This window comes from Mycolicibacterium austroafricanum, assembly GCF_000612725.1.
Lineage (GTDB): Bacteria > Actinomycetota > Actinomycetes > Mycobacteriales > Mycobacteriaceae > Mycobacterium > Mycobacterium austroafricanum.
In genome coordinates this window covers 528,934-552,791 of sequence record NZ_HG964453.1, presented here as the reverse complement: position 1 = coordinate 552,791, position 23,858 = coordinate 528,934, and the positions used below count along the sequence as shown (strand labels likewise).

The 23,858-nt window shown below is 69.5% G+C and carries 26 protein-coding genes; 10 read left to right on the top strand and 16 right to left on the bottom strand.

The features are described from left to right. Positions 1–42: 42 nt before the first annotated feature. Positions 43–1,143 carry an LLM class flavin-dependent oxidoreductase gene (locus BN976_RS16400; RefSeq protein WP_036371999.1) on the bottom strand — a complete coding sequence of 367 codons (1,101 nt, stop codon included), beginning with the start codon at positions 1,141–1,143 and terminating at the stop codon, positions 43–45. A 404-nt stretch (positions 1,144–1,547) separates the two neighbouring features. On the opposite strand from BN976_RS16400, the gene BN976_RS16395 reads away from it, so the two are divergent. From BN976_RS16395 to BN976_RS16380, 4 genes are read left to right on the top strand one after another with little or no spacing between them, the layout of a single operon-like run. After that, complete coding sequence (locus tag BN976_RS16395) at positions 1,548–2,558, top strand: methionine ABC transporter ATP-binding protein (RefSeq protein ID WP_036371996.1); 1,011 nt, start codon at positions 1,548–1,550, stop codon at positions 2,556–2,558. Further along, positions 2,555–3,238, top strand: coding sequence for a methionine ABC transporter permease (locus BN976_RS16390; RefSeq protein WP_011781052.1), 684 nt, complete (start codon positions 2,555–2,557; stop codon positions 3,236–3,238). Before BN976_RS16395 ends, BN976_RS16390 begins: the two co-directional genes overlap by 4 nt. A gap of 35 nt (positions 3,239–3,273) precedes the next feature. Then, on the top strand, positions 3,274–4,194 hold the full coding sequence (locus BN976_RS16385; protein ID WP_011781053.1) for a MetQ/NlpA family ABC transporter substrate-binding protein: 921 nt from the start codon (positions 3,274–3,276) through the stop codon (positions 4,192–4,194). Then, complete coding sequence (locus BN976_RS16380) at positions 4,191–5,597, top strand: LLM class flavin-dependent oxidoreductase (RefSeq protein WP_011781054.1); 1,407 nt, start codon at positions 4,191–4,193, stop codon at positions 5,595–5,597. Before BN976_RS16385 ends, BN976_RS16380 begins: the two co-directional genes overlap by 4 nt. 6 nt (positions 5,598–5,603) lie before the next feature. On the opposite strand, the gene BN976_RS16375 is transcribed toward BN976_RS16380, so the two are convergent. Both BN976_RS16375 and BN976_RS16370 read right to left on the bottom strand, forming a co-directional pair. Continuing rightward, positions 5,604–6,212, bottom strand: a complete 609-nt coding sequence (locus BN976_RS16375) for a GNAT family N-acetyltransferase (protein ID WP_036371993.1) — start codon at positions 6,210–6,212, stop codon at positions 5,604–5,606. Between the two features lie 5 nt (positions 6,213–6,217). Next, positions 6,218–6,646: a CBS domain-containing protein gene (locus BN976_RS16370; RefSeq protein WP_011781065.1), complete on the bottom strand. Its 429-nt coding sequence runs from the start codon at positions 6,644–6,646 to the stop codon at positions 6,218–6,220. Between the two features lie 198 nt (positions 6,647–6,844). Between BN976_RS16370 and BN976_RS16365 the strand changes: the two genes are divergently transcribed. Continuing rightward, positions 6,845–7,705, top strand: coding sequence for a ribonuclease Z (locus tag BN976_RS16365; RefSeq protein WP_036371990.1), 861 nt, complete (start codon positions 6,845–6,847; stop codon positions 7,703–7,705). On the opposite strand, the gene BN976_RS16360 is transcribed toward BN976_RS16365, so the two are convergent. Genes BN976_RS16360 through BN976_RS16350 form a run of 3 tightly spaced genes read right to left on the bottom strand, consistent with a single transcriptional unit; the run spans position 7,689 to position 11,187 of the window. Then, the gene (locus BN976_RS16360; protein ID WP_036371987.1) at positions 7,689–8,528 is read right to left on the bottom strand and encodes a transglutaminase family protein; all 840 of its coding nucleotides are present in this window, start codon (positions 8,526–8,528) and stop codon (positions 7,689–7,691) included. The genes BN976_RS16365 and BN976_RS16360 overlap by 17 nt on opposite strands. After that, positions 8,528–9,502: an alpha-E domain-containing protein gene (locus BN976_RS16355; protein WP_011781068.1), complete on the bottom strand. Its 975-nt coding sequence runs from the start codon at positions 9,500–9,502 to the stop codon at positions 8,528–8,530. Before BN976_RS16355 ends, BN976_RS16360 begins: the two co-directional genes overlap by 1 nt. Before the next feature lie 11 nt (positions 9,503–9,513). Beyond that, entirely contained in the window at positions 9,514–11,187 is a 1,674-nt protein-coding gene (locus tag BN976_RS16350; protein WP_234935301.1) for a circularly permuted type 2 ATP-grasp protein, read from the bottom strand. Positions 11,188–11,332: 145 nt separating this feature from the next. Here BN976_RS16350 and rpsT point away from each other — a divergent pair, with 145 nt between their 5' ends. Next, the gene (gene rpsT, locus BN976_RS16345) at positions 11,333–11,593 is read left to right on the top strand and encodes a 30S ribosomal protein S20 (protein WP_011781070.1); all 261 of its coding nucleotides are present in this window, start codon (positions 11,333–11,335) and stop codon (positions 11,591–11,593) included. Between the two features lie 82 nt (positions 11,594–11,675). Here rpsT and holA read toward each other — a convergent pair whose 3' ends face one another. From holA to BN976_RS16330, 3 genes are read right to left on the bottom strand one after another with little or no spacing between them, the layout of a single operon-like run. Further along, positions 11,676–12,635: a DNA polymerase III subunit delta gene (gene holA, locus BN976_RS16340; protein WP_036371984.1), complete on the bottom strand. Its 960-nt coding sequence runs from the start codon at positions 12,633–12,635 to the stop codon at positions 11,676–11,678. Next, positions 12,632–14,098, bottom strand: coding sequence for a ComEC/Rec2 family competence protein (locus BN976_RS16335; protein ID WP_036371981.1), 1,467 nt, complete (start codon positions 14,096–14,098; stop codon positions 12,632–12,634). Before BN976_RS16335 ends, holA begins: the two co-directional genes overlap by 4 nt. A 3-nt stretch (positions 14,099–14,101) precedes the next feature. Further along, complete coding sequence (locus BN976_RS16330) at positions 14,102–14,911, bottom strand: ComEA family DNA-binding protein (protein WP_011781073.1); 810 nt, start codon at positions 14,909–14,911, stop codon at positions 14,102–14,104. A gap of 113 nt (positions 14,912–15,024) precedes the next feature. Between BN976_RS16330 and BN976_RS16325 the strand changes: the two genes are divergently transcribed. From BN976_RS16325 to BN976_RS16315, 3 genes are read left to right on the top strand one after another with little or no spacing between them, the layout of a single operon-like run. Beyond that, positions 15,025–15,681, top strand: coding sequence for a hypothetical protein (locus BN976_RS16325; RefSeq protein ID WP_011781074.1), 657 nt, complete (start codon positions 15,025–15,027; stop codon positions 15,679–15,681). Further along, positions 15,681–16,826: an acyl-CoA dehydrogenase family protein gene (locus tag BN976_RS16320; RefSeq protein WP_011781075.1), complete on the top strand. Its 1,146-nt coding sequence runs from the start codon at positions 15,681–15,683 to the stop codon at positions 16,824–16,826. Before BN976_RS16325 ends, BN976_RS16320 begins: the two co-directional genes overlap by 1 nt. 32 nt (positions 16,827–16,858) lie before the next feature. Continuing rightward, positions 16,859–17,815, top strand: a complete 957-nt coding sequence (locus BN976_RS16315) for an acyl-CoA dehydrogenase family protein (protein WP_049778246.1) — start codon at positions 16,859–16,861, stop codon at positions 17,813–17,815. Positions 17,816–17,819: 4 nt separating this feature from the next. On the opposite strand, the gene BN976_RS16310 is transcribed toward BN976_RS16315, so the two are convergent. After that, a complete protein-coding gene (locus BN976_RS16310) occupies positions 17,820–18,626 on the bottom strand; it encodes an SDR family NAD(P)-dependent oxidoreductase (RefSeq protein WP_036371975.1) in 807 nt (268 codons plus the stop codon). 31 nt (positions 18,627–18,657) lie between these two features. Between BN976_RS16310 and BN976_RS16305 the strand changes: the two genes are divergently transcribed. After that, complete coding sequence (locus tag BN976_RS16305) at positions 18,658–19,713, top strand: NAD(P)H-dependent amine dehydrogenase family protein (protein WP_036371972.1); 1,056 nt, start codon at positions 18,658–18,660, stop codon at positions 19,711–19,713. 73 nt (positions 19,714–19,786) lie between these two features. Here the strand turns inward: BN976_RS16305 and BN976_RS16300 are convergent, their stop codons facing one another. Genes BN976_RS16300 through BN976_RS16275 form a run of 6 tightly spaced genes read right to left on the bottom strand, consistent with a single transcriptional unit; the run spans position 19,787 to position 23,832 of the window. Next, complete coding sequence (locus BN976_RS16300) at positions 19,787–20,620, bottom strand: DegV family protein (RefSeq protein WP_011781079.1); 834 nt, start codon at positions 20,618–20,620, stop codon at positions 19,787–19,789. A 9-nt stretch (positions 20,621–20,629) separates the two neighbouring features. Then, positions 20,630–21,379, bottom strand: a complete 750-nt coding sequence (gene octT / locus BN976_RS16295) for a diglucosylglycerate octanoyltransferase (RefSeq protein ID WP_011781080.1) — start codon at positions 21,377–21,379, stop codon at positions 20,630–20,632. Beyond that, positions 21,369–22,046, bottom strand: coding sequence for a glucosyl-3-phosphoglycerate phosphatase (gene gpgP / locus BN976_RS16290; protein ID WP_011781081.1), 678 nt, complete (start codon positions 22,044–22,046; stop codon positions 21,369–21,371). The genes octT and gpgP overlap by 11 nt, the downstream gene beginning before the upstream one ends. Next, positions 22,043–22,435, bottom strand: a complete 393-nt coding sequence (rsfS, locus tag BN976_RS16285) for a ribosome silencing factor (protein ID WP_036371967.1) — start codon at positions 22,433–22,435, stop codon at positions 22,043–22,045. Before rsfS ends, gpgP begins: the two co-directional genes overlap by 4 nt. Next, on the bottom strand, positions 22,432–23,046 hold the full coding sequence (gene nadD / locus BN976_RS16280; RefSeq protein ID WP_268748851.1) for a nicotinate-nucleotide adenylyltransferase: 615 nt from the start codon (positions 23,044–23,046) through the stop codon (positions 22,432–22,434). Before nadD ends, rsfS begins: the two co-directional genes overlap by 4 nt. 57 nt (positions 23,047–23,103) lie before the next feature. Then, positions 23,104–23,832, bottom strand: a complete 729-nt coding sequence (locus tag BN976_RS16275; RefSeq protein WP_051558441.1) for a GntR family transcriptional regulator — start codon at positions 23,830–23,832, stop codon at positions 23,104–23,106. Positions 23,833–23,858: the final 26 nt, after the last annotated feature.

Here is a 23,858-nt window from a genome sequence, read left to right as displayed (position 1 = left end):
CCGGCGGGGTGTCCTGATCCCGCCTCCGGCGGGGTGTCCTGATCAGGCAGGCGCCGGCTGGCGCACCAGCGGCAGGACACCCCCGCCGACGTGGCGGATCTCCTCGGCCTGCGGATACCCCGACAGCACGAACTCGCTGATCCCGATGCGGGTGTACTCGGCGAACACGTCGGCCACCTGCCGGTAGCTGCCGATCGCCGCCGTCCCGGCACCGTCGCGCAGCAGGCTCGGGCCGGCCCACAGACCCGGGTGCACCTCGAGGCTGCGGGCACCGACCAATTCGCCGGTGGTCAGCGCCGCCATCCGCCGCTGCCCCTCCGAGCCGCTGGCCAGATACCGTTCGTGCGCCCGTCGCACCTCGTCGCCGGACAGGCCGGCGATCAGCTCGTCGGCGCGCCGCCACGCCTGCTCCTCGGTGGGCCGGGCCACGGTGTGCAGACGCAGTCCGAATCGCAGCGTCCGCCCGCGCCGGGCCGCAGCGGCCCTGACCCGCTCGATCTTCTCGGCCACCTGCGCGGGCGGTTCACCCCAGGTCAGATAGACGTCGGCGTGGTCGGCGGCGACCTCGATGGCCTCCGGAGAGGAGCCGCCGAAGTAGACGGTCGGCACCGTCTCGACCGGGTAGGCCAACCGGGCCTTGTCGATGTCGTAGAACTCACCGCGGTAGGAGAACTCGGGGTTGCCCCACACCCCGCGCACGACGGCGAGGAACTCGGCGGTCCGCCGGTACCTGGCGGACTTGTCGATGCCGTCGCCGTAGCGGCGCATCTCGTCGTCGTCGCCTCCGGTGACGATGTTGATCGCCAACCGGTTACCGGTGAACCGCTGATAGGTGCTGACCTGCTGGGCGGCCAGCGTCGGGGACAGCACCCCGGGACGGAAGGCCACCAGGAACTTGAGCCGACGGCTGTGCTGAGCCAGCGCCGCGGTGGCCAGCCACGAGTCCTCGCAATGCGAGCCGGTGGGGGTCAGTGCAGCCTCGAACCCGTAGTCCTCCGCCGTGCGCACCAGCGCGGTCAGATTCTCCAGCGACGGCTCCAGGTGCGATGCCGTCCGCGCTGCGGCGCTGCCGCGGTTGTCGGCGATCGTCGCCGTGTCACCGTGGGTGGGCAGATACCAGTGGAACTTCAGCCCGTCGGTCATCACGTCGGACTTCGGTTGAGTACTCATGTAATCCGCTCGATTCCAATCGGTTTCGTCCTTCGGTTGGCCATCTTGGCGCACCGGCTGCCTCGTCGGCAGCCGGGGGCACGGCACCGGTGCGCAGCGACGGGACGGGCGTTGCCAGCGAATAGCATTGCTGGATAGCGCCTTTCAGCTGGGAAGGGGCGGTAACTCACTGAGCCGACTGCGACGGTCGGCGGTGTTCTGACCGGCATTCGGATCAGGCAGATCGGTAATCTCGCCGAGCTCCCCGACCCCGCCTAGGTTGGGTCCGTCGTCTGAACACCTCACCAGCCGCCCCAGTCGGCTTCCCCACCAACGGCTCGCCGTCGCGCTCGTTGTTGCGCGTCACCGCAGGCCCTTCCACTGTAGAGAGCTTCCCCGTGATCGAGATCGAGAACCTGACCAAGCGGTTCGGTGACCGCACCGTCCTCGACGACATCTCCCTGTCCGTCGGCAGCGGTGAGATCCTGGCCGTCGTCGGCCCCAGCGGCGCAGGCAAGAGCACGCTGTCGCGCTGCGTGAGCTTTCTGGAGCGTCCGACCAGCGGCACGGTCCGGGTCGACGGCAAGGACTTCACCCGACTCGACGGTGACGAACTGCTCGCGGCCCGCCGCAACGTCGGCGTGATCTTTCAGACCGCACCGCTGCTGCGGCGCCGGACCGTGGCCCAGAACATCGCGCTGCCACTGCAATACCTGCACGCCACCGAGGGCTCGGCCGGCACGCGGATGAGCGAACTGCTCGACCGGGTGGGCCTGGCCGACCGCAGAGACTTCTACCCCGCCCAGCTCTCCGGCGGTCAGAAGCAGCGGGTCGGGATCGCCCGGGCGCTGGCGCTCGGCCCGTCGAACCTGCTGTCCGACGAGGCGACGTCCGGGCTGGACCCGGCCACCACCAAGTCGATCCTGGCGCTGCTCAGTCATCTTCGCGACGAGTTCGGCCTGTCCATCATCCTGATCACCCACGAAATGGAGGTGGTCCGGGAGATCGCCGACTCGGTGGCCCGAATCGAGGACGGCCGCATCATCGAGAGCGGTTCGGTGCAGGACGTCATTCTCGACCCGGCCTCCGAGCTGGCGCGCGAACTGCTGCCGGACCGGCCGAGTGTGCCGCTGGACGGTGCCGGGGAGATTTGGGAGGTGTCGCACGCCTCCCGCACCGTCCCGCTGGACTGGCTGACCTCGATTCAGTCCGCGCCGGGCCTGTCCGGCGCCGCGGTCAGCGTGCTGAGCGCCAGCGTCGAGTCCATCCGCGGGGTGGCGGTGGGCCGGGCGGTCCTGGCTATCACACCCTCCGCCCCTTCCGGTTTCGTGGAATACCTCACCGAACGCGGGCTGCACGTCCGCCCGGTCGAGAAGGTCGCTGCCGGATCCGCGGAGGCGGCGGCGTGAATTACCTGGCCCTCGACGACTTCAGCACACCCTGGCTGAAGGTTCCCGACCTGCTGTTGCCCGCCTATGGTGAAACGTGGGTGATGGTCGGGGTCACCATGGTGCTCGTCGTGCTCATCGGCACCCCGGCAGGGATCATCCTGCACAACACCTCGACCCTCGGGCTGTTCCCGAACCCGCGGGTGTTCACGGTGCTCAACACGGTCGTGAACGTCGGCCGGTCGCTGCCGTTCCTGATCCTGATGGCGGCCATCATCCCGGTGACCCGTTTCCTGGTCGGCACCACGATCGGTATCGCGGCCGCGATCGTGCCGATGACGGTGGCAGGCATCCCGTTCTTCGCCCGGCTGGTCCAGAATGCGTTGCGCGAGGTGCGATCCGATGTGACCGACATGGGCCTGGTGTCCGGCGGGTCGCACGTGCAGGTCATCCGGTCGGTGCAGCTTTCCGAGGCGTTGCCCGCGCTGGCCGGCGCGCTCACCGTCAACACCATCGCGATGATCGAATACTCGGCCATCGCCGGCTCCATCGGCGCCGGCGGTGTCGGCCATCTGGCGATCACTTACGGCTACAACCGATTCGACGACAACATCATGATCGCGACGGTGATCGCGTTGATCATCACCATCCAGCTCGTCCAGTTCACCGGTGACCGCGTGGTCCGGGCGCTCACCCGCTGAACCCTCCCCTCCCCCAACAACCAGAAGGAAGACCCGTGGCAGAGCAGAGCAACCCCGCCGTCGACATCGAGATCAAGAAACGCAGACGCCGGCCGTGGATCGCCGGCGCGGCGGCGGCCGTCGTCGTCATCGCCGGCGGCGTGACCTACGCCCAACTCGCCAACCAGGACAGGCAGTTCGGCACCACGCTGGAGGTCGCCACCTGGAGCACCGATATCGCCGCGGAGAATCTGCTGGCCTATATCGCCGAGAATGTCGCGCCGGAGCACGGCATCACCATCGAGCCGGTGCAGATCGACAATCTCATCGAGATCAACCGTGCCGTCGACGCGGGCGACGTCGCAGGAAACTTCTTCGAACACCAGCCGTTCCTCAACGACGCCATCGCGGCCAACGGCTTCGAACTGACCCTTGCGGCACCGACATTCACCTGGGATCAGGCCACCTACTCGGACAAGTACGACAGCTGGGACGAATTGCCCGACGGCGCCAAGATCGCCCTGCGCGACGACCCGGCCGGGCAGGCGATCGCGCTGCTCGATCTCGCCGAGGCCGGCCAGATCACCCTCAAGCCGGGCAAGGACGACCTCAAGGGTCTGCCGCAGCTCTCCGACGTCGAGTCGAATCCCAAGAACTATCAGTTCGTCCAGGTGCCGATCGGTCAGCTCGCGCGCAGCCTCGCCGATGTCGACGCCGTCACCGTGCACATCTCCGACGTGTACGCCTCCGGCCTCACCGAGGAACAGATCCTCGACCGTCATCCGGCACCGGTGGGCAGCGAGGGCGGTCTGGTGGTCAGCGACAAGCACCTTGACGACCCGAACGTGCAGAAGCTGATCGACACCTTCTCCGATCCCAGGATCGCCGAGTTCCTGGAGACCACCGACAACGCACTGATCCGGGACACGCTGGGCCCGATCGGCGCGTCCGACTCGGAGTCAGGAGCCGACTCGTGACAAAGCGTCCGCTCTACTACTCAGCGTTCGTGATGAACACCGCATCCCATGTGCTGCACGGGTTGTGGCGAGCGCCGGACGCGCAGAACCACAGGTTCAATTCGCTGCGGCACTGGACCTCGCTGGCCGCCGAGGTCGACAAGGCCGGCTACGACGTGCTGTTCTTCGCCGACGTGTTCGGGTTGCGGGCACCGTGGAACGGCAACTGGCGCAAGGCTGTCGAGGGCGGGATCCAGGTCCCGGTGAACGACCCGTCGGTGCTGGCGTCGGCAATTGCCGCCGCCACCGAGAATCTCGGCATCGTGTTCACCAGCTCGATCGTGCAGGACCATCCGTTCAACTTCGCCCGGCGGATGTCCTCGCTGGACCACTACACCGACGGCCGTCTCGGCTGGAACATCGTGACCAGCTTCAACGCGAACATGTTTCGCAGTTTCGGCCACGAGGGCACACTGGCCCACGATCAGCGTTACGAGTGGGCCAACGAGTACGTCGACGTCACCTACAAGCTGTGGGAGGGATCCTGGGACGACGACGCGCTGGTGCAGGACAAGGAGCGCAGCGTGCACTCCGATCCGTCGAAGATCCACAAGATCAACCATGTCGGCCGGCGCTACACCGTCGAGGGACCCCATTTCACCTCGCCGTCACCACAGCGCACCCCGGTGCTGTTCCAGGCAGGGTCCTCCCCTGCCGGCCAGCTGTTCTCGGCGCGCAACGCCGAGGGCGTCTACATCAGCAGCCCAACCCCTGCCGATGCGCACAAGCTGACCGGCGAGACCCGGGCGCTGGCCGCGGCGAACGGCCGCGACCCGCAGGACATCACCTTCGCGCAGGGATTGTCCTTCGTGATCGGCGACACCCACGCCGAGGCGGTCCGACGCAACGACGAACTCAAGCGCTATCTCGACGTCGAGGGCGTTGCCCTGCACGCCCTCGGCGACGCCGGGATCGACGCGGGCAACCTGCCGCTGGACACCCCGATCAGTGCGCTCGGAGAGTTCACCGGCATCCAGAGCTTCTCGCGCTGGGCCGCCGAGATCTCCGGCAACGACGAGCCGACGATCCGCGACATGGCCTGGGCGCTGGAGGGTGCGAACCGCGTCGTCGGCACCCCGAAGGAGATCGCGGACCGCCTGGAGGAATGGCGCGAGGCCGGCGTCGACGGCATCAACGTCTATCACGCGACGCTGCCGGCATCGTTCCGGGAAGTGGCCGACCGGCTGTTCCCGACGCTGCGCGAGCGGGGCCTGATCGGCACCGACAAGTCCGGCACCTTGCGGCACAAGCTGCTCGGGCGCGGGGATCGGCTGCCGGACACCCATCCGGCGGCACGCTACCGCGGCGCGTTCAGCGACAACTCGCTGGCCGACCGGGTTCCGGAAACCGTGGGAAGTGTGTGACGGGCCTCAGGCGGGGCGGCGCCACATCTGCCACATCGTCGGGCCGCCGCCCGGGATGGTGAGCTCGCCGGTCACCTCGAAGCCGAACCGCATGTAGTAGGGCACGTTGGATTCCTTGGTGGACTCCAGGTAGGCCGGCGCCCCCTCGGCGTCGCAGCGGTCCAGCCTCGAACGCATCAGTGCGTGCCCGAGGCCGGCACCGCGCATGTCCGGGTCGGAGCCGATCACCCCGAGATACCAGTGCGGTTCTTCGGGATGGTGCTCCTTCATCAGCTCGGACACCTGCAGACCCCGTCCGACCTGCGTTCCCATCGCGAGCAGGAAACTCGGCATCATCCGGACTTCCTCGCCTTGGGTCTGCTTCCACCGTCCGGGTGGGTCCCACAGCGCCGCCGCGCCCACCGCACCGGCCCGGGACGACACCTCGACCGCGTCACCGGCCAGGAAGTGGTGCCGCGTCATCGCGCCGAAGACGCGAGGCAGGGCCTTGGCGCGTCTGGCGTCGTCGGGCACCATCCACATCATCACGGGGTCGTCGAAGAACGCCCGGCCCAACACGCGCGCCAGTGCCTTCACGTCCGGCTTCTTGGCGAGGCGGACATCGATTCCGGACACCGGCATCAACCCTGGGTGATGTAGGCCTGAAGGTGCTGCTGCTCGCGTTCGAGCTCCTCCATCCGGGTCTTGACGACGTCGCCGATGCTCACGATCCCGGCCAGCCGGCCGTCCACAACGACGGGGACGTGCCTTACCCGGTTGTTCGTCATCAACGCGCTCAGGCTGTCCACCGTGTCGTCCGGCGTGCAGGTGGCCACCAGCGTCGACATGATCTCCGACACCGGGCGGCGCAGCAGGTCAGCACCCATGTCGTGGAGCTTACGCACCACGTCGCGCTCGGACACGATGCCGAGCAGCCCGTCCGGCGAGACGACCACCATCGCGCCGATGTTGTGCACGCTCAGCTCGGTCAGCAAGCCGGCGACCGAGGTCTCGGGTGTGATCGTCGCGACGGTCGCGCCCTTGTTGCGCAGTACATCGGAAATGCGCATCGACTACCCCCTGGGTGACGTAGCTCACCCCAGGTTACCCCCAGCCGGCGCCCCGCCGGGCCGAAACCGGGGCGAGCCGACCGGACGCGCCGTCGCGGTGACCAATTGGCCGATGGCGCAGAGGTTTTCGCAGGCGTCCGGGACGGGTTCGCCGATATGTCGCCGGTTGGCCGCCCGCCGAGGGTAACTTCTGGCCTCATGATCGAAGTCACCCTGCTCGGCACCGGAAGCCCGATCCCCGACGCCAGGCGCGCCGGGCCGTCGACACTTGTGCGCGCGGGCGGGCAGACGTTTCTGGTGGACTGCGGCCGCGGCGTGCTGCAACGCCTCGCCGCGGTCGGGGTCGGAGCCAACAACATCACCGCACTGCTGTTGACACACCTGCACAGTGACCACATCGCCGACCTCGGCGACGTCCTGATCACACGGTGGGTGTCGAACTTCGCACCCGATCTGGCGCCGCTGCCGATCATCGGGCCGCCGGGGACCGCCGAGGTCGTCGAGAACACGCTCAAGGCCTTCGGCTTCGACATCGGGTACCGCATCGCCCACCACGCCGACCTGACCACGCCGCCGCCGGTGGAGGTCGAGGAGGTGACCGAGGGCGTGGTGTGGGGCCGCGACGAGGTGTCGATCCGGGTCGGCCCCACCGATCACCGACCCGTGACGCCGACCATCGGGTTCCGCATCGAACACAACGGCGCCTCGGTCGTGCTGGCCGGCGACACGGTGCCGTGCCGGGGGCTCGACGAGCTGGCGGCCGGAGCAGGGGCGTTGGTGCACACGGTGATTCGACCAGACCTGATCGAGGCGATGCCCGTGCAGCGCATCCGTGACATCTGCGACTACCACTCGTCGGTCGAGCAGGCCGCCGACACCGCGACACGCGCCGGCGTCGGGATACTGATCCTCACCCACTACGTGCCGACGCTGCAGCCCGGCCAGGAGGAGGACTGGCGGGCGCTGGCCGCGTCGGTGTTCGACCGGCAGATCGAAATCGGCGACGACCTGCACCGCGTCGAGGTGCACCCCGGGGTCGGTGCTAGGCCAGCCGGGTGATCTCCACGATGACGTCGAGGTCGGTGGACCCCTCCCCGGAGTAGATGCCCTTGAGCGGGGTGACATCCGAATAGTCGCGCCCCACACCGACGCTGATGTACTGCTCGTTGATGTCGGCGTCGTTGGTCGGGTCGTAGTGCCACCACTCCCCCGTCCACGCCTGGATCCAGGCGTGACTCTGGCCCTCGACGGTGTCGCCGATCTTCGCGTTGCGCTTCGGGTGCAGGTAGCCGGACACATATCGCGACGGGATCCCCATGCCGCGCAACAACATCAGCGTCAGATGTGCGAAGTCCTGGCACACGCCCTTACCCTCGCGCAGCGCGTCGACGGCCGACGTGTGCACGCCGGTGGTACCGGACACGTACTTCAACTCGCCCTGGACCCAGCGTGCGGCCTCCAGCACCGCTTCGGCCGGTTCGTGGTACTTCGCGATGCGCCGGCCGACCCGTTCGATGCGCTTGCTCGACGGCGCGTAGTGCGTCGGGGCGAGCACCTCGTCGTACTTGTCGACCACGGCTTCGGTCGCCAGATCGGCCCAGGTGGCCTTGGTTTTCGGCTCCTCGGGCCGGTCCGTCTCGACCACCGAGGACGCGGTGACCTCAAGCTCGGTGTGCGGCGCGTGCAGGTCGAAGGCCGTCACCGCGGTGCCCCAGTAATCGACGTAGCGGTAGGACCTCGTCGCGGGCACGGTCTCCACCCGGTTGAGGATCACGTTCTGCCGCGAGTCCGACCGCGGAGTCAGTCGTGCCTCGTTGAACGACGCGGTGACCGGCGACTTGTAGGCATACCCCGTCGAATGCACGACCCGCATCCGCCACATCAGATCTCTCCCTCTTCGATCACCAGCGCATTGCGTCCCGCGTCCGTCCACGCCACCCACGGCGCGGAGTGGAAGTACTGCAGCGCCAACGCCTCTCCGACGTCAAAGATTGTCTTCTGCAGCCCGGCCAGCCGCTCCTCCAGCGAATCCAGCAGCACACCCGGCTGCAGGAACTCGAGCTCGCTGCGGGCCCGGCCGAGCAGGCGCTGGGCTTCGGCGGTGGTGCCGAGCCGGTTGTGCGGGCGGTTCATCAGCTCGTCGAGGCTGTGCTCGGCCAGCCGCAGAGAATAGAAGATCGACCGTGGGAAAAGCCGGTCCAGCAGCATGAATTCGACCACGCGGCCCGCGTCGAGCACACCGCGGTAGGTGCGCAGATAGGTGTCGTGCGCACCGGCTGAACGCAACAGCGTGACCCATGCCGGCGAAGACGCGCTGTCCCCGACGCGGGACAGCAGCAGGCGCACCGTCATGTCCACCCGCTCCAGGGCGCGCCCCAGGACCATGAACCGGTAGCCGTCGTCACGGCTCAGCGTCGAGTCCGCCAGCCCGGCGAACATCGCCGCCCTGCCCTCGACGTAGGACAGGAACTCGTGCGGCCCGAGCCGCTTGGCGGCGCGTTCCCGCTCGGCCAACGCATTGTAGGTGGTGTTGAGGCACTCCCAGATCTCGCTGGACGTGACTTCCCGTGCACCGCGGGCATTCTCGCGCGCCGCCGAGATCGCCTCGACGATCGAACAGCCGCCGTAGGTCTCCCGGCTGAAGGCGACGATGTCGGTCAACGACCACACGTCGAGCTGCCCGTCGGGCGGATCGATCCCGAGCACCTTGAGCAGGGTGCGCGAGGCCTGGTCGGGATCCACGCTGGACTCCTCCAGCAGCTGGTGCACCGTCACATCGAGGATGCGTGCGGTGTCGTCGGCGCGCTCGACATAGCGGCCGATCCAGTACAGCGACTCAGCGTTGCGTGCCAACATGATTGAGCCCCCTACTGTTGGTTCTGCTGTTGCTGCTGGTCCTGGCTGCTCTCGGCTTTGCCGCCCTTGCCCGTGGCCGCCGTGGGCAGTGAGCGCACCACTTCGGCCGCGGCGAGTTCGCGGTCGGCGATCGACGTTCGCGAGGCCAGCACCCAGGTGTCCTTCGAGCCGCCGCCCTGGCTGGAGTTCACCACCAGTGAGCCCTCGGGCAGTGCGACCCGGGTGAGCCCACCGGGCAGCACCCACACCTCGTCGCCGTCGTTGACGGCGAAGGGGCGCAGGTCGACATGGCGGGGTGCCAGCTCGTCGCCGATCTGGGTGGGCACCGTCGACAGCTGTACCACCGGCTGGGCGATCCAGCCGCGCGGGTCGGCGATGATCTTCTTGGTGATCGCGGCCAATTCCCGGTCGGAGGCGTCGGGACCGAACACGATGCCGTAACCGCCCGAGCCCTCGACCGGTTTGATCACCAACTCCCCGACGCGGTCGAGCACCTCCTCGCGTTCGTCGTCGAGCCAGCAGCGGAAGGTGTCGACGTTGGCCAGCAGCGGCTTCTCCCCGAGGTAGTACTCGATGATCGTCGGCACGTAGGTGTAGACGAGTTTGTCGTCACCGACGCCGTTGCCCACGGCGCTGGAGATCACCACGTTGCCCGCCCGGGCGGCGTTGAGGATGCCTGCCACGCCGAGCACCGAGTCCGGTTTGAACTGCATCGGGTCGAGGAAGTCGTCGTCGATGCGCCGGTAGATCACGTCGACCTGGCGCTCACCTTCGGTGGTGCGCATGTAGACGAAGTTGTCGCGGCAGAACAGGTCACGGCCCTCGACGAGCTCCACGCCCATCTGTCTGGCCAGCAGCGAATGCTCGAAGTACGCGGAGTTGTAGACACCGGGGGTCAGCACGACGACCGTCGGGTCCGCGACGTTGCTGGCCGCGGCATTGCGCAGCGCGCGCAACAGGTGCGACGAGTAGTCGCCGACCGCCCGCACCCGGTGGGTGGCGAACAGGTTCGGGAACACACGGGCCATGGTGCGGCGGTTCTCCATCACGTAGGAGACGCCCGACGGGGAGCGCAGGTTGTCCTCCAGCACCCTGAAGTTGCCCTGCGCGTCGCGGATCAGGTCGATCCCCGCGACGTGGATGCGCACCCCGTTGGGCGGGACGATGCCGACGGCTTCGCGGTGGAAGTGCTCGCACGAGGTGATGAGCCGGCGCGGGATGACGCCGTCACGCAGGATCTCCTGTTCCCCGTAGATGTCGTCGAGGTACATCTCCAGCGCCTGAACCCGCTGCCGGATGCCGCGCTCCAGCCGCGTCCACTCGGCCGCCGAGATGACCCGCGGCACCAGGTCCAGCGGGAACGGCCGCTCCTGACCCGACAGAGAGAACGTGATGCCCTGGTCGGTGAACGCTCGGCCCAGCGCGTCGGAGCGTGCCTCCAACTCCGAGGCGTCGGAGGGGGCGAGTTCCTTGTGGATGCCCTTGTACGGGCCGCGGACGTTGCCCTGCGCATCGAACATCTCGTCGAAGGCCTGGGAGTACGACCCCAGTTTGTTGTAACCGCCGAACACGCCGTCGTGCCGCCTCGCCCGTTTCACGGCGCTACGGGTCGTTCGTACGGTTTCGGTCGCCAAGATGTCCCCTAATCTTTCCCGGACGCCCGCCGCGCGAGCGTCGCCTGCCATGCTGCAGCATTCCGGCCGTTTCGGCAGGCCAGCCGAGCTCGCTTTGGGACATCCACCCGCTCGCTGCTACCCTGAACAGTCGCTGCCCCCTTGCGGGCGCCCACAGACTCAAGCAACTCAGTCGACATTTAGAAGGAATACACGCGTGGCCAACATCAAGTCGCAGCAGAAGCGGATCCTCACAAACGAGCGCCGCAGACTGCGCAACAAGTCGGTGAAGTCGTCGCTTCACACGGCGGTTCGCGGGTTCCGGGCTGCTGTCGAGGCCGGTGACAAGGACAAGGCCGGCGAGCTGCTGGCTTCGACCAGCCGCAAGCTGGACAAGGCCGCCAGCAAGGGCGTGATCCACAAGAATCAGGCCGCCAACCGCAAGTCGGCGCTGGCCAAGGCCCTCCAGAAGATCTGAGCTCGGGCTCAGGCTCAGTCCGTCCCGCTCAGTCGCCAACCAGCTGTCCAGCTGCCTACTCGCTGGCCAGCTCTCCAGCTCCCTACTCGCTGGCCAGCTCGGCGACTGAGCGGACTGCTTTCTCCAGCGCGTAATCCGCATCGGCCGCCGCGCCCTTGACGTCGGCGTTCAGCGCGGCCACCAGCCGCAGGGCCTGCGCCACTGAATCCCGCGACCAGCGCCGCGCCTGCTTCTGCGCCTTCTGGACCCGCCACGGCGGCATGCCCAGCTCACCGGCCAACCGGTACGGGTCACCGGAGAGCGGCCCCACCCGGGCGATCGTGTGCACAGCCTCGGCGAGGGCGTCGGCGAGCACCACGTGCGGCTCGCCGGCCATCATCGCCCAGCGCAGCGCCTCGGCGGCGCCCGCGACGTCGCCGACGACAGCCTTGTCCGCGATGTCGAAACCCTTCACCTCAGCCCGGCCGGAGTAGTAGCGGCGCACCGCCGCCGCGTCGACCGCTCCGCCGGTATCCGCCACCAGCTGTGAGCACGCCGCGGCGAGCTCCCGGATGTCGGAACCCAGCGCGTCCAGCACCGCCGTCACGGTCGCCTCGTCGACCTTGACGCGCAGCGTGCGGAACTCTTTGCGGACGAAGTCGGCGCGCTCCGAGGCCTTCGTGATGCGCGCGCACGGATGGACTTCGGCGCCGAGTTTTTTGAGCTGGTCGGCCAGCGCTTTGGCCCGGCCCCCGCCGGAGTGCACCACCACCAGCAGCGTCCCGTCGGGCAGGTCTGCCGCAGCGGTCTGGATGAGTGCCACCGCGTCCTTGCCGGCTTCCGCGGCGGATTCGAGCACCACGACGCGCTCGTCTGCGAACAGCGACGGACTGAGCAGTTCGGCGAGCTCGCTGACGCTGACCTCGCCGGCGCGGAGCCGGTCCACCGGCACATCGCTGGTACCCGCCGACGCGCGGGCGGTGCGCAGCACCTCGGCGACGGCGCGCTCGACCAGAAGTTCCTCGTCACCCAGGACCAGGTGCAAACCCGTCACTCCACTCACCGCACGATCGTGTCACGCCGATGCGACACCACCCAATGCCACGTCGCCGCCACCGCCACCGCCGCGATCGCCACGGTGAGCACCCCGGCGGCGCCCGACGGCACGGGAACCGCGGCGATGGGCAGCCCGGCGGCCCACCGTGCCACACCGAGCAACCACCACACCTCCGGACCGGTGAAGCGGATCAACAGCTCCGCACCGGCGGGCCACAGCGGGCACAGCGCGGCGGCTGCGCAACCGATCACCGTGATCGGCGGAATCACGGGCGCCACCACCAGGTTCGCCAGCACCGCCACCACGCTCACCGAACCCGAGATGCCGGCCACCAGCGGCGCGGTGACCAGTTGCGCGGCGACGGCCACGCTCACCGCGTCCGCCACGGGTTTGGGCCAGCCCCGCCCGGTGAGCCGCCGCGACCACGCCGGTGCGAGGACGACGAGCGCGGCGGTGGCCGACACCGACAGCGCGAAGCCCACGTCGACCGCCAGCTCGGGAACCCCGATCATCAGCGCGATCACCGTGGCGGCCAGCGCAGGCAACGCCTGGCGCCGTCGGTGCGAGAGCACGGCCAGCAGCGTGATGGCACCCATCACCGCGGCCCGCAGCACGCTGGGTGACGGCTGCACCACCACGACGAACCCCACCAAGGTGAGCGCAGCCAGCGCGACCGCCGCCCGCGGTCCGATCAGCACCGCCGACAGCAGCACCGCGCCGCAGACGATCGTCACGTTGGCGCCCGACACCGCCGTCAGGTGGGCCAGCCCCGACCTGCGGAACTCGGCGGTCGTCTGCGCCGACAACGCCGACGTGTCGCCGAGCACCAGTGCGGGCAGTGTCGCGGCCTGGTCCGGGGGCAATGCCAGCCGCGCCGATTCGGCGAACCGGGCGCGCAGTCGGTGCGCCGCCCGGTGGATCGGCGCCGCCTCGCCGGGGACGGGCTCACCGTGGGCCGAGAGCACCGCCACGGTCAGGTCGCGGCGTTTCGGTCGGCTGACCCGGGCGCGAAACGCCGCGGGCTGTCCCGCCGTGAGGTTCGCATAGCCGGCCCCTGAGGCGAAGACGAGCACATCGCCCGACGACGGTGCACCGGCGAGCGCCACCAACGCGCCGCGGATCATGGTGCGCCCACCGTCGAGCACCCGAGGCGTCTCGGACGGCGTCACGACCACCGAGGTGTCGCTGCCGAAGTAGCCGGTGATCGCGTGTTCGGCCGCCGCGTCGACGCGCAGGCTCCCCGCCACGGCGAAACCGCTGCCGACCACCGCCACCGCCACGACCGCCGAGGCCAGTGCCCTGCGGTCCGCACCGCCGCGGAGCCGCCGGCGCGCGGCCCACCACCCGATCAGCGCGGCGGCGGCCACCGCGGTGAGGGTCGCGGCCACCGCTCCGGCCCGCAGCCACACGATGCCCGCCGCCGTCACCGCCCAGCTGGTCAGCGCGGCCGGCACCAGCCGCAGGTCCATCACTCACACCCGGACGAGTGCGCGCAGCTTGTCCAGCCGGGCCGGCCCGATGCCGTCGACGTCGCCGAGCTGTTCCACACTGCTGAAGCGGCCGTTGGCGTCGCGCCAGGCCAGGATCGCCGCCGCCGTGACCGGCCCGACGCCGGGCAGCGTGTCCAGTTGTTCGGCGGTGGCCGTGTTCAGATCGACCAAACCCGTTGATGCCGCGGGGGTTTGCGGAGACGCGGCGCCGGGCTCGGCGGCCTGGGAGACGATGCTGCTGCCCATCTCCGTGGGCTGCCCGGCTGGCGCGCCGATTCCCACCACGATCTGCTCACCGTCGGCCACCCGCCGCGCCATGTTCAGACCGAGCACGTCGGCGCCGTCGAGCGCTCCGCCTGCGGCGTCGAGTGCGTCGGCGATCCTGGCTCCCGGCGCCAGCGTGACCAGACCCGGTGTGTGCACCAGCCCGACCACGCTGACCACCACGGGCCCGGCAGGCCCCGGCGCCGCCGGGCCCGCCCCCGGAGCGGGTGACGAGACCATCTCCACCGGCGGAAGTTTGGCCGACACCACGGCGGGCGGACTGTCCCGGATCAGGCTCAGCACCGTCACCAGCACCGCGACGATGCCGATGACCCCCAGCGCGACCACCCCGGCTCGACCGGGATCGGCACGGACCCTGGCCATCAGGGCCGACGGGCCACCCGGTGCGGACGCGGGCAACCACCGGGACAGCGTCGTGTCGGGTGGATCCTCGTCGTCGCCGGTGTCGGCGTGGCCGTCGGCTCCGAGGCGTCGACGCAGCCGTTCGGCGGGCAGTTCGGTGGACATGCGGCGACGGTATGTCCGTGCGGCGACGGCACCGGCCCGACGCGGTGGCCGCGGCCGCCGCCTGGGGATGAAGGCGGCATTGGGGACAGCGGTGGCTAGCATGGCTTCCTGATATGAACCGCCGAGCCCCGATGATCGCAGGTGTCGCGTTCGCGGTGCTCTATGCGACGGCGGTGCTGCTGCTCCCCGCCGTTCCCGGATCCGACAGCGGGATCGCCCGGGTTCAGGCCCTGTTGCTGGCGTCCTCGGTGCTCGCCCTCGTCGTCGTGCTGGCGTTCGCGCGCGACCGATTGACCGGGCCGCCGGCACACCTGTTCACCATCGGCTCGTCCCTGCTGGCGGCCCAGCTGTGCGTGTCGGTCTGGTTCACCGCCGGGCCTGCGTTGCGACCGGGACAGGTGACGGTGGGGACCGCGCGCGCCCTCGACGACCTCGCCGCGATGTGGCTGCCGGTCGCCACGGTCGCCAACATCCTGGTGGCCGTCCCGATCCTGTTGACCGCCAACGAGGATCGCCTGCCTCGATGGCTGGGCACCGCAGCCGCGGTGTTCACGGTGGAGCAGCTGATCGAGACGATCACGATCATCGGCCCGCCCGGCAGCTTCATCTCCCCCGGCGGGCCGATGAACCACTACCTCGGAGGAACCCTGACCGCCGCCTTCTTCCTCGCGCTCGGCATCGCGCTGGTGCTGCCCGAGAACCCCCCGCTGCCCTCCGACGAGGCGCCCGCCGCGGGCGGCCCCGCCGTCGAAGAAAGCCCGGTGGACTGATGGCCGCGGCCCGCCTGGTGCCGCCGTGCACGGCAGAGACCTCCGAGGCGCACGAGCTGCGTGCAGAGGTCCGCAGATTCCTCGCCGAACAGCTCGCCGCGGGCGCGTTCACCCCGACGGCCGACGCCTGGCTGTGCGGGTGGGACGAGGACTTCACCGCCGCGCTGGCCGAGCGGGGCTGGCTCGGCATGACGGTGCCGGTCGCCTACGGCGGGCACGGGCGCTCCTTCCTCGAGCGGTTCGTCGTCACCGAGGAGTTGCTGGCCGCGGGTGCACCCGTGGCGGCGCACTGGATCGCCGACCGGCAGATCGTCCCGTCGCTGCTCAAGTACGGCACCGAGTTCCAGAAGACCGAGTTCCTGCCGAAGATCGCCGGCGGCACGTGCTTCTTCGGCATCGGGATGAGCGAACCGGATTCGGGATCCGACCTCGCCAGCGTCCGAACCCGCGCCGAACGCGTCGACGGCGGCTGGAGGTTGACCGGCACCAAGGTCTGGACCTCCGGCGCGCACCTCGCGCACGCGTTCATCGCTCTGGCCCGCACCGCGCCGGTCGACCCCGCGCACCGACACGCCGGGCTCAGCCAGTTCATCGTCGACCTGCGCGGGCCGGGGGTGGAGATCCGGCCGATCGTGTCGATGAACGGGGCCCACCATTTCAACGAGGTGCTGCTGGACGGAGCCTTCGTGCCCGACGAGATGGTGTTCGGCAGCATCGGCGCCGGCTGGGAGCAGGTCACGTCGGAACTGGCCTTCGAGCGCAGCGGACCCGAGCGGTTCCTTTCCACGTTTGTATTGCTCGACGCCTGCGCGGAAACCATTGCATCGCAGCGTGTTCCCCGCAGCGACGACCTCGGCCGGCTGGTGGCGCGGGTCGCCGGGCTGCATCAGATGTCGTCCGCGGTGGCGGGTGCGTTGCAGCGCCACGAGCCGGCGGATGTGCCTGCCGCCGTGGTCAAGGTGCTGGGCACCACGACGGAGGGCGACATCGCCGAGTACGCCCACCTGATGATGGACGACGATGCAGGACAGCAGTTTTCCGATATGGCGAACGCGGCGGTGGATCAGCGGCCCGGCTTCACGCTGCGCGGCGGCACCAACGAGGTGCTTCGCGGGGTCATCGCACGCGGGCTGGGGATCCGGTGACCGCGCCGCAGGTCGACCCGGCGCTGGCCGAGATGATGGACGCGGTGTTCGCCGAACACGGGCGCGACGGCGACCTGTGGAGCCGCCTCGACGGGCTGGGCCTGGTGCGCCTCACCGGCGCCGAGGAGTCCGGCGGAAGCGGGGCGGGCTGGCACGAGGCGGCCGAGCTGCTGTCCGCGGCGGTGCGCCACGGGGTGCGAATGCCGTTGGCCGAAAACGACTTACTGGCTTCCTGGGTTCTCGACGCGGCCGGCATCGGATATGACGCCGCACTGCGCACCGTCTGCCTGCTCGACGAGCGAGGCAACGCGGACGCGGTGCCGTGGGCCTCGCACGCCGACCGGATCGTCGTGGTGTGGCCGCGCGGCGGCGGGTATCTGGCAGCCGACGTCGTCGCCGACTCGGTGACGATCGCGCCCGGTGTGAACATGATCGGTGAGCCGAGGGACGACGTCACGGCCGACGTCGGTGCTCTGCGGGGTATCGACATCGGGACCGAGCTCGTCGCGCAGCTGGCGCTGAAATCCGCACTCACCCGGGCCATCCAGGTGTGTGCGGCGCTGGACAGGGCACTGGAACTGTCGATCGAGCACACGACGTCGCGGGAACAGTTCGGGCGGCCACTGGCGAAGTTCCAGGCCGTGCAACATCTGATCTCCGACATCGCGGCCGAAGCAGCGCTGGCCCGCTCGGCCACCGAGGCGGCACTGGCGGCGGCGGTGGCGAGCGACTGGTCGTCACCTCAGCTGGAATTCCTGGTGGCGGCGGCCCGCTCGTGCGCCGGTCACGCGGCGTCGGTCGTCGTGCGCAACGCACACCAGGTGCACGGCGCCATCGGGACCACCAGCGAGCACCGCCTGCACGAGTACACCCGCGCCGCGCTGGCGTGGCGCTCGGAGTTCGGGTCGGTGCGGCACTGGGACGCCCGGCTCACCGACATGGCGATGCAGGCGGGACCGCACCGGTTGTGGGAGCTGATCTGTCCGTGACGCTTCAGCGGATGATCACCGGGCTCGGTTCCCGCGGCGCCCCCAGCATCTGCCGGTGTGACGGCGGAGTGCGTCCACCCTCGTCGGTGACGCCGTAGCGGGTCGCCAGTTCCGCCGCGATCAGGGTGTGTCCGCTGACGTCGTCGAGTTCGGGATCGCGGAACAGCGCATCGATCACGTGGCCGGTGAACTCCGGCGTCTCGGCCTGCTCGGTGAAGGCCGCGAGCGCTTCGGGACTGCCGTCGAACGCCGACCGCAACTTGTCGGTCAGCAGGATGCCCATCCAGATCGACACCGCGCTCACCCCGGTCCCGCGGAAGTCGACCGCCATGTCGGCGGCCATCTTGTCGACACCGGCCTTCTGGGCGCCGTAGGCGGGGCCGTGCATGTAACAGACCGACCCGGGCGAGGACGTGAAGACGACGAGCCCGCGCTGCTGCGCGGTCAGCAGCGGTGCGGCGTGCCATGACGCGATGTAGGCCGAACGCAGGCCGACGTCGAGGACGTCGGCCAGAGCGCGCGGTTTCTCCCAGAAGGGCTTCGGGCTCACCAGATCGTCGGAGATCACCGCGGCGTTGTTGACCAGCAGGTCGAGACGGCCGGCCTCGGCCCCGACGCGCTCGAACAGTGCGCCGACGGCGTCGTCGTCGCGGTGGTCCACCCGCACCCCGGTCCCCCACGCCGGCGCGTCGGCCACGGTGCGCCCCGTGCCGTACACCCGCCACCCACGGCCGGCCAGTGCGGTCGCGATGCCCTGTCCGGCGCCGCGGCTGGCGCCCGTCACCACGGCCACCGGTGCGATGTCACCCATGCCGTCACCTTAGAGGCAGTAACTTGAGGCCATGGCCACCCCCAACGAGCGACCTCTTCGCGTGATCCAGTGGACCACCGGCAACATCGGGCGACGATCGCTGCACGCCATCATCGGCCGCGACGACATGGAACTCGTCGGGGTCTTCGCGCACGGCCCCGACAAGGTCGGTGTCGACGCCGCCGAACTCGCCGGCTGGCCGGAGCCCACCGGGGTGACGGCCACCGATGACATCGAGGAGCTGGTGGCACTCAAGCCGGACGCCTGCTGCTACAACCCGCTGTGGCCCAGCGTCGACGAACTGGTGCGGCTGCTGGAATCCGGTGTCAACGTGTGCTCGAGTGCCGCGTGGATCACCGGGGCCAAGCAGTCACCCGAGGATCTCGACCGCATCCGGAAAGCCTGCGCGACAGGCAATTCGACGATCTTCGGCAGCGGCGCGCACCCCGGCATGAGCAACCTCGTCGGAATGGTCCTCTCAGGCGCCTGCGAGCGCGTCGACGAGATCCGCATCACCGAGTCGGTGGACTGCTCCACCTACGAATCCGCGGGCACCCAGACCGCGATGGGGTTCTCCCAGGACCCCGACACCCCGGGCCTGGCCGAGAATGTCCGCCGGGAGAGCGAGGTGTTCGCCGAATCCGCGGCGATGATGGCCGACGCGATCGGCGCGCGCCTGGACCGGATCACCTTCGACGTCACGTTCACCGCCGCGACCGGTGACAGCGACCTCGGCTTCATGCAGATCCCTGCGGGCACGGTCGCCGGTGTGCACGGCTATCACCGCGGCTGGGTCGGCGACCACAACATCGTCAGCGTCGGATTCAACTGGACCATGGGTGAGCACGTCACACCGCCCAAGCCGCTCGAACACGGCCATGTGGTGCAGGTGTTCGGGCTCCCGAATATGCGCACCGTGCTGCACTGTCTGCCGCCGAAGGACTGGACCGAGCCGGGTTTCATGGGCCTTGGCATGATCTACACCGCGATGCCGGTGACCAACGCGGTGCCCGCGGTGGTGGCCGCCCCACCCGGAATCGTCACGTTGGCCGACCTTCCCCCGATCACCGGCCGGTCCGCGGTCTGACCTCGCCGAAATTGCATTCCAGCAGGACTTCACTCGAAAATCCGCTGCTGGAATGCAATTTCGACGGAAGAGGTCAATGCACCTGCACGGCCACGCCCACCGCTCCGCCGCCGACGTGGATCGACAGCAGCGGCCCCATGTCGGCGACGGTCAGTGACGAGATCTGAGGCAGCCGCCGGGTCAGCGCCGCACCGAGCTCGTCGGCGGCGTCATGGTTGTCCACGTGGTGGACCACGACGTCGGCGCCCCGGTCGCCCACCACCTGGGCGACGCGTTCCACCATCGCGGCATGGGCCTTGCCGACCGTGCGGATGCGCTGGTCGAGCACCAGCCGGCCGTCGACGTCCAGGCGCAGCAGCGGCTTGAGCGCCAGCGCGGTACCCAGCCACGATGCGGCCGTGCGGATCCGTCCGCTGCGGCGCAGGTTGTCCAGCCGATGCACGACGAGGAACACGTGCGAGCGGGTCAGCGCGGACCGGGCCGCCGCCTCGACGGCGTCGATGTCCCCTCCCGAGCGTGCGCAGTCCGCCGCGGCCAGCGCGATGAAACCGACGCCCATCGCCGCGGACCGCGAGTTCACCACCCGCACCGACGGGCCGAACTCGCGGGCCGCCATCGTGGCCGCGCTGTAGGTGCTCGACAGTGCGGCCGACAGGTGCACCGCGACCACACCGGCACCGTCGCTGTCGGCGAGGGCCTGACGGTAGGTCTCGACGAGTTCGGCGGGTGTCGCTCCCGCCGTCGTCACCTTGGGCCGGTCGTGGATGTCGTAGGGAATGTCGTCGATGCCGTCGCGCAGGTCGACACCGTCGACGAGGACGTGCAGCGGCACTTCGCGGATGTCCCACTGCGCACGCACCTCGGGCTGCAGGCGCGACGACGAGTCGCTCACCACCACGACCGGCATGGTCGGCCGCTAGCCGTCCGAGGCGGGTACCTCGACGCCCGCCTCGGACAGTCCTTTGATCATCAGCTCGGCGACCGCCCGGTGGGCCTCGAAGTTCCAGTGGATGCCGTCGGGATTGCCGCGGCCGCTCATCACTTCCTCGCCCACCGCGGCTTTGAGGTCGACCAGCGGCACCTCGCGTTCGGCGGCCCATTCGGTGATGGCCGCGACGGTGCCCGCCCTGCCGTGGTGGGCCATGCCGTAGGTCGGGGCGATGTGCACCGACGGCAGGGCCGCCACCACCGGAATCCCGGGACGGTTGAAGTCGATTGCCGCCCTGGTCATTTCGAGATATTCGGCGGTCAGCTGCGGCGGCAACGCCGACCGTGATACCGGCGACAGCTTCGGCTGCACCCACCCGTAGCCGTCGCGCACCCAGCGTCGCACCCGCGGAGGACGCACGTAACGGATCAACTCACGCAACGCGGTCGGCAGCGGGGAGGGCAGCGAATCCATGCCCGACGTCGCGAAGATCACCGCACCCGCCCGCGGCAGCGCGGCCCACGACCGCGGATCCTGGGTGGCCGCCCACCACACGTCCCGACTCGTCCAACCGATCCGGCCGATCAGCTCGACGTCCCAACCTAGTTCGGCGGCAACGATGTTCGGCCAGATTCGGGGATCGTCGGACGGCAGCCCGCCGGTCGGCCCGTAGTAGGACAGCGAGTCGCAGAAGACCAGCAGGGTGCGGGCGCCGCCCCTGGCCGCCTCAGAGGACATCGTTGGCAACCTGCGCCGAGGCGTTCCACACGTCGAGGCGCCACCGGATGTCGGCGAACGCGCCCGGGTCACCGTCGGCCCGGGTGTGTCCGGCCAGCTGCACCCAGCTGGCGTTGCCCATGCCGCCGAGCACCGGCCAGTTGTCGACCGGCAGTCCGAGCAGCGCCGCGGTCAGCGCAGCGATCAGGCCGCCGTGGGCCACCAGCACCACCGGGCGATCCGAACCGGCTGCGCCCCAATCGGTCTGCTGGGTCACCAGTTCATGCACCAGTGGCAGGCTGCGATCGGCGACATCGACCCGACTCTCGCCGCCGTGCGGGGCCCAGCGGGCGTCGTCGCGCCAGGCCAGCCGGGCGCCCGGCGCCGCCGCGTCGACCTCGAGGTGGGTCATGCCCTGCCAGTCACCGAGGTGTGTCTCACGTAGCCGGGTGTCGATGCTGACCGGTTGGCCGCTGCGGTCACCGAGGGCGACGGCGGTGTCCAGCGCCCGGCGCAGATCCGATGAGACGATCAGCAGCGGTTGACGTTTGGCGAGCACTTCGGCGGCGGCCACGGCCTGTTCGCGGCCCAGGTCACTCAGATCGGTGTCCAGCTGGCCCTGCATCCGGCTGCCCGCGTTGTACTCGGTCTGCCCGTGGCGCAGCATGACGAGGCGACGCACCCTCATTCGGCGTCTCCCGGCACGTCCTCCGGTCGTGCGTCGAGGTCCACTGGCACTGTGGGGCAGTCCCGCCAGAGCCGGTCCAGCGCATAGAAGTTGCGCTCGTCCTTGTGCTGGATGTGCACCACGATGTCGACGTAGTCGAGCAGCGTCCAGCGGCCTTCGCGGGTGCCCTCCCGGCGTGCCGGCTTGTAGCCGGCCAGTCGCATCTTCTCCTCGACCTCGTCGACGATCGCGTTGACCTGTCGCTCGTTGGAACCGGAGGCGATGACGAAGCAGTCGGTGATGACGAGTTGGCCGGACACGTCGATGACGACGACGTCCTCGGCGAGTTTGGCCGCCGCCGCCCTGGCGGCGACGGTGGCCATGGCGATGGCTTCGGCTGAGGCGGTCAGGGACGGACTCCTTCACCTTCACGGCGGTAGAGGTTCCGTTTGGCGACGTACTGCACGACGCCGTCGGGGACCAGATACCAGATGGGTCGCGACTGCTCGGCGCGCATCCGGCAGTCGGTGGACGAGATGGCCAGCGCGGGGACCTCGATCAGATGCAACGCGTCGTCGGGCAGTTCGGCCATGGCGGCCGAGATGTGCTTGCCGTCGAGCTCGTATCCCGGTCTGCTGACGCCGATGAACCGGGCGATCGAGAACATCTCCTCCCAGTTCTGCCACGACAGGATCGAGGCCAGCGCGTCGGCACCGGTGATGAAGAACAGATCCGCGTCGGGGTTCTGCGCGCGCAGATCCCGCAGGGTGTCCTTGGTGTAGGTGGCACCGCCGCGGTCGATGTCCACCCGACTGACCGTGAACCTCGGGTTGGATGCCGTCGCGATCACCGTCATCAGGTAGCGGTCCTCCGCCGCGGTGACGGCGCGGGCCCGCTTCTGCCATGGCTGGCCCGTCGGGACGAACACCACCTCGTCGAGATCGAATCGGTCGGCGACCTCGCTGGCCGCGACGAGGTGGCCGTTGTGGATGGGATCGAACGTCCCACCCATCACGCCCAGCCTTCTCTGCCGTCGGCCGCCTGCTTGCACGAATAGCGAGCTTACGGGAGCGCCGACTCAGACAGCCGACAGGCGAGGGGTCCTGAGCTCCTCGGACACCTCGAACGAGGCGCGGTCGGCTCGGTAGACGTCCCTGGCGTACTCCACGCAGCGCCCCGCGGTGTCCTCGGTGGTGCGGGTCAGCAGGGTGCCCGCCGATCCGGCCCGCACACCCAACTGCATGCTCGAGGCGTCGTCGAGCACGATCGATTCCAGCACCGCGGTCGAGCGTGCCAGCTCGACCCCGTACCGCGACCGCAGCACGGCCCACAACGAACCCTCATCGGTGATCTCGAGGATGCCGGGGGTCAGGTCGGCGGGCAGGTACGTCGTCTCCAGCGCGAACGGCACGTCGTCGACACTGCGCAACCGGTGGAACACATGGACCGCGGCACCCTCGGCAAGGCCGAGCGCGCGCCGCACCGCGGGGCTGGCGAGCTGGTGTTCGGCCCACAGCTGCCGCGCGGCCGGACGCCGGCCCATCCGCGCCACCTCCTCGGAGAAACTGCCGACGTGGAATCGGACCCGGGGCTCGGCGACGAACGTGCCGCGGGGCGGCTTCCGGTAGACCATACCCTCGCTCTCCAGCAGGGACAGCGCCTGACGGGCGGTCATGCGGCTGACGCCGTGCTGCTCGGCGAGCTCGCGCTCGGACGGCAGCAGGGTGTGGGGCCCGAGCTGCTCGGTGGCGATGCGGTCGCGGACGTCGGCGGCGATCGTCATGTACAGGGGCGTGCCAGCGGGCATCCCTGCAGCGTAGCGACGTAAGTCGA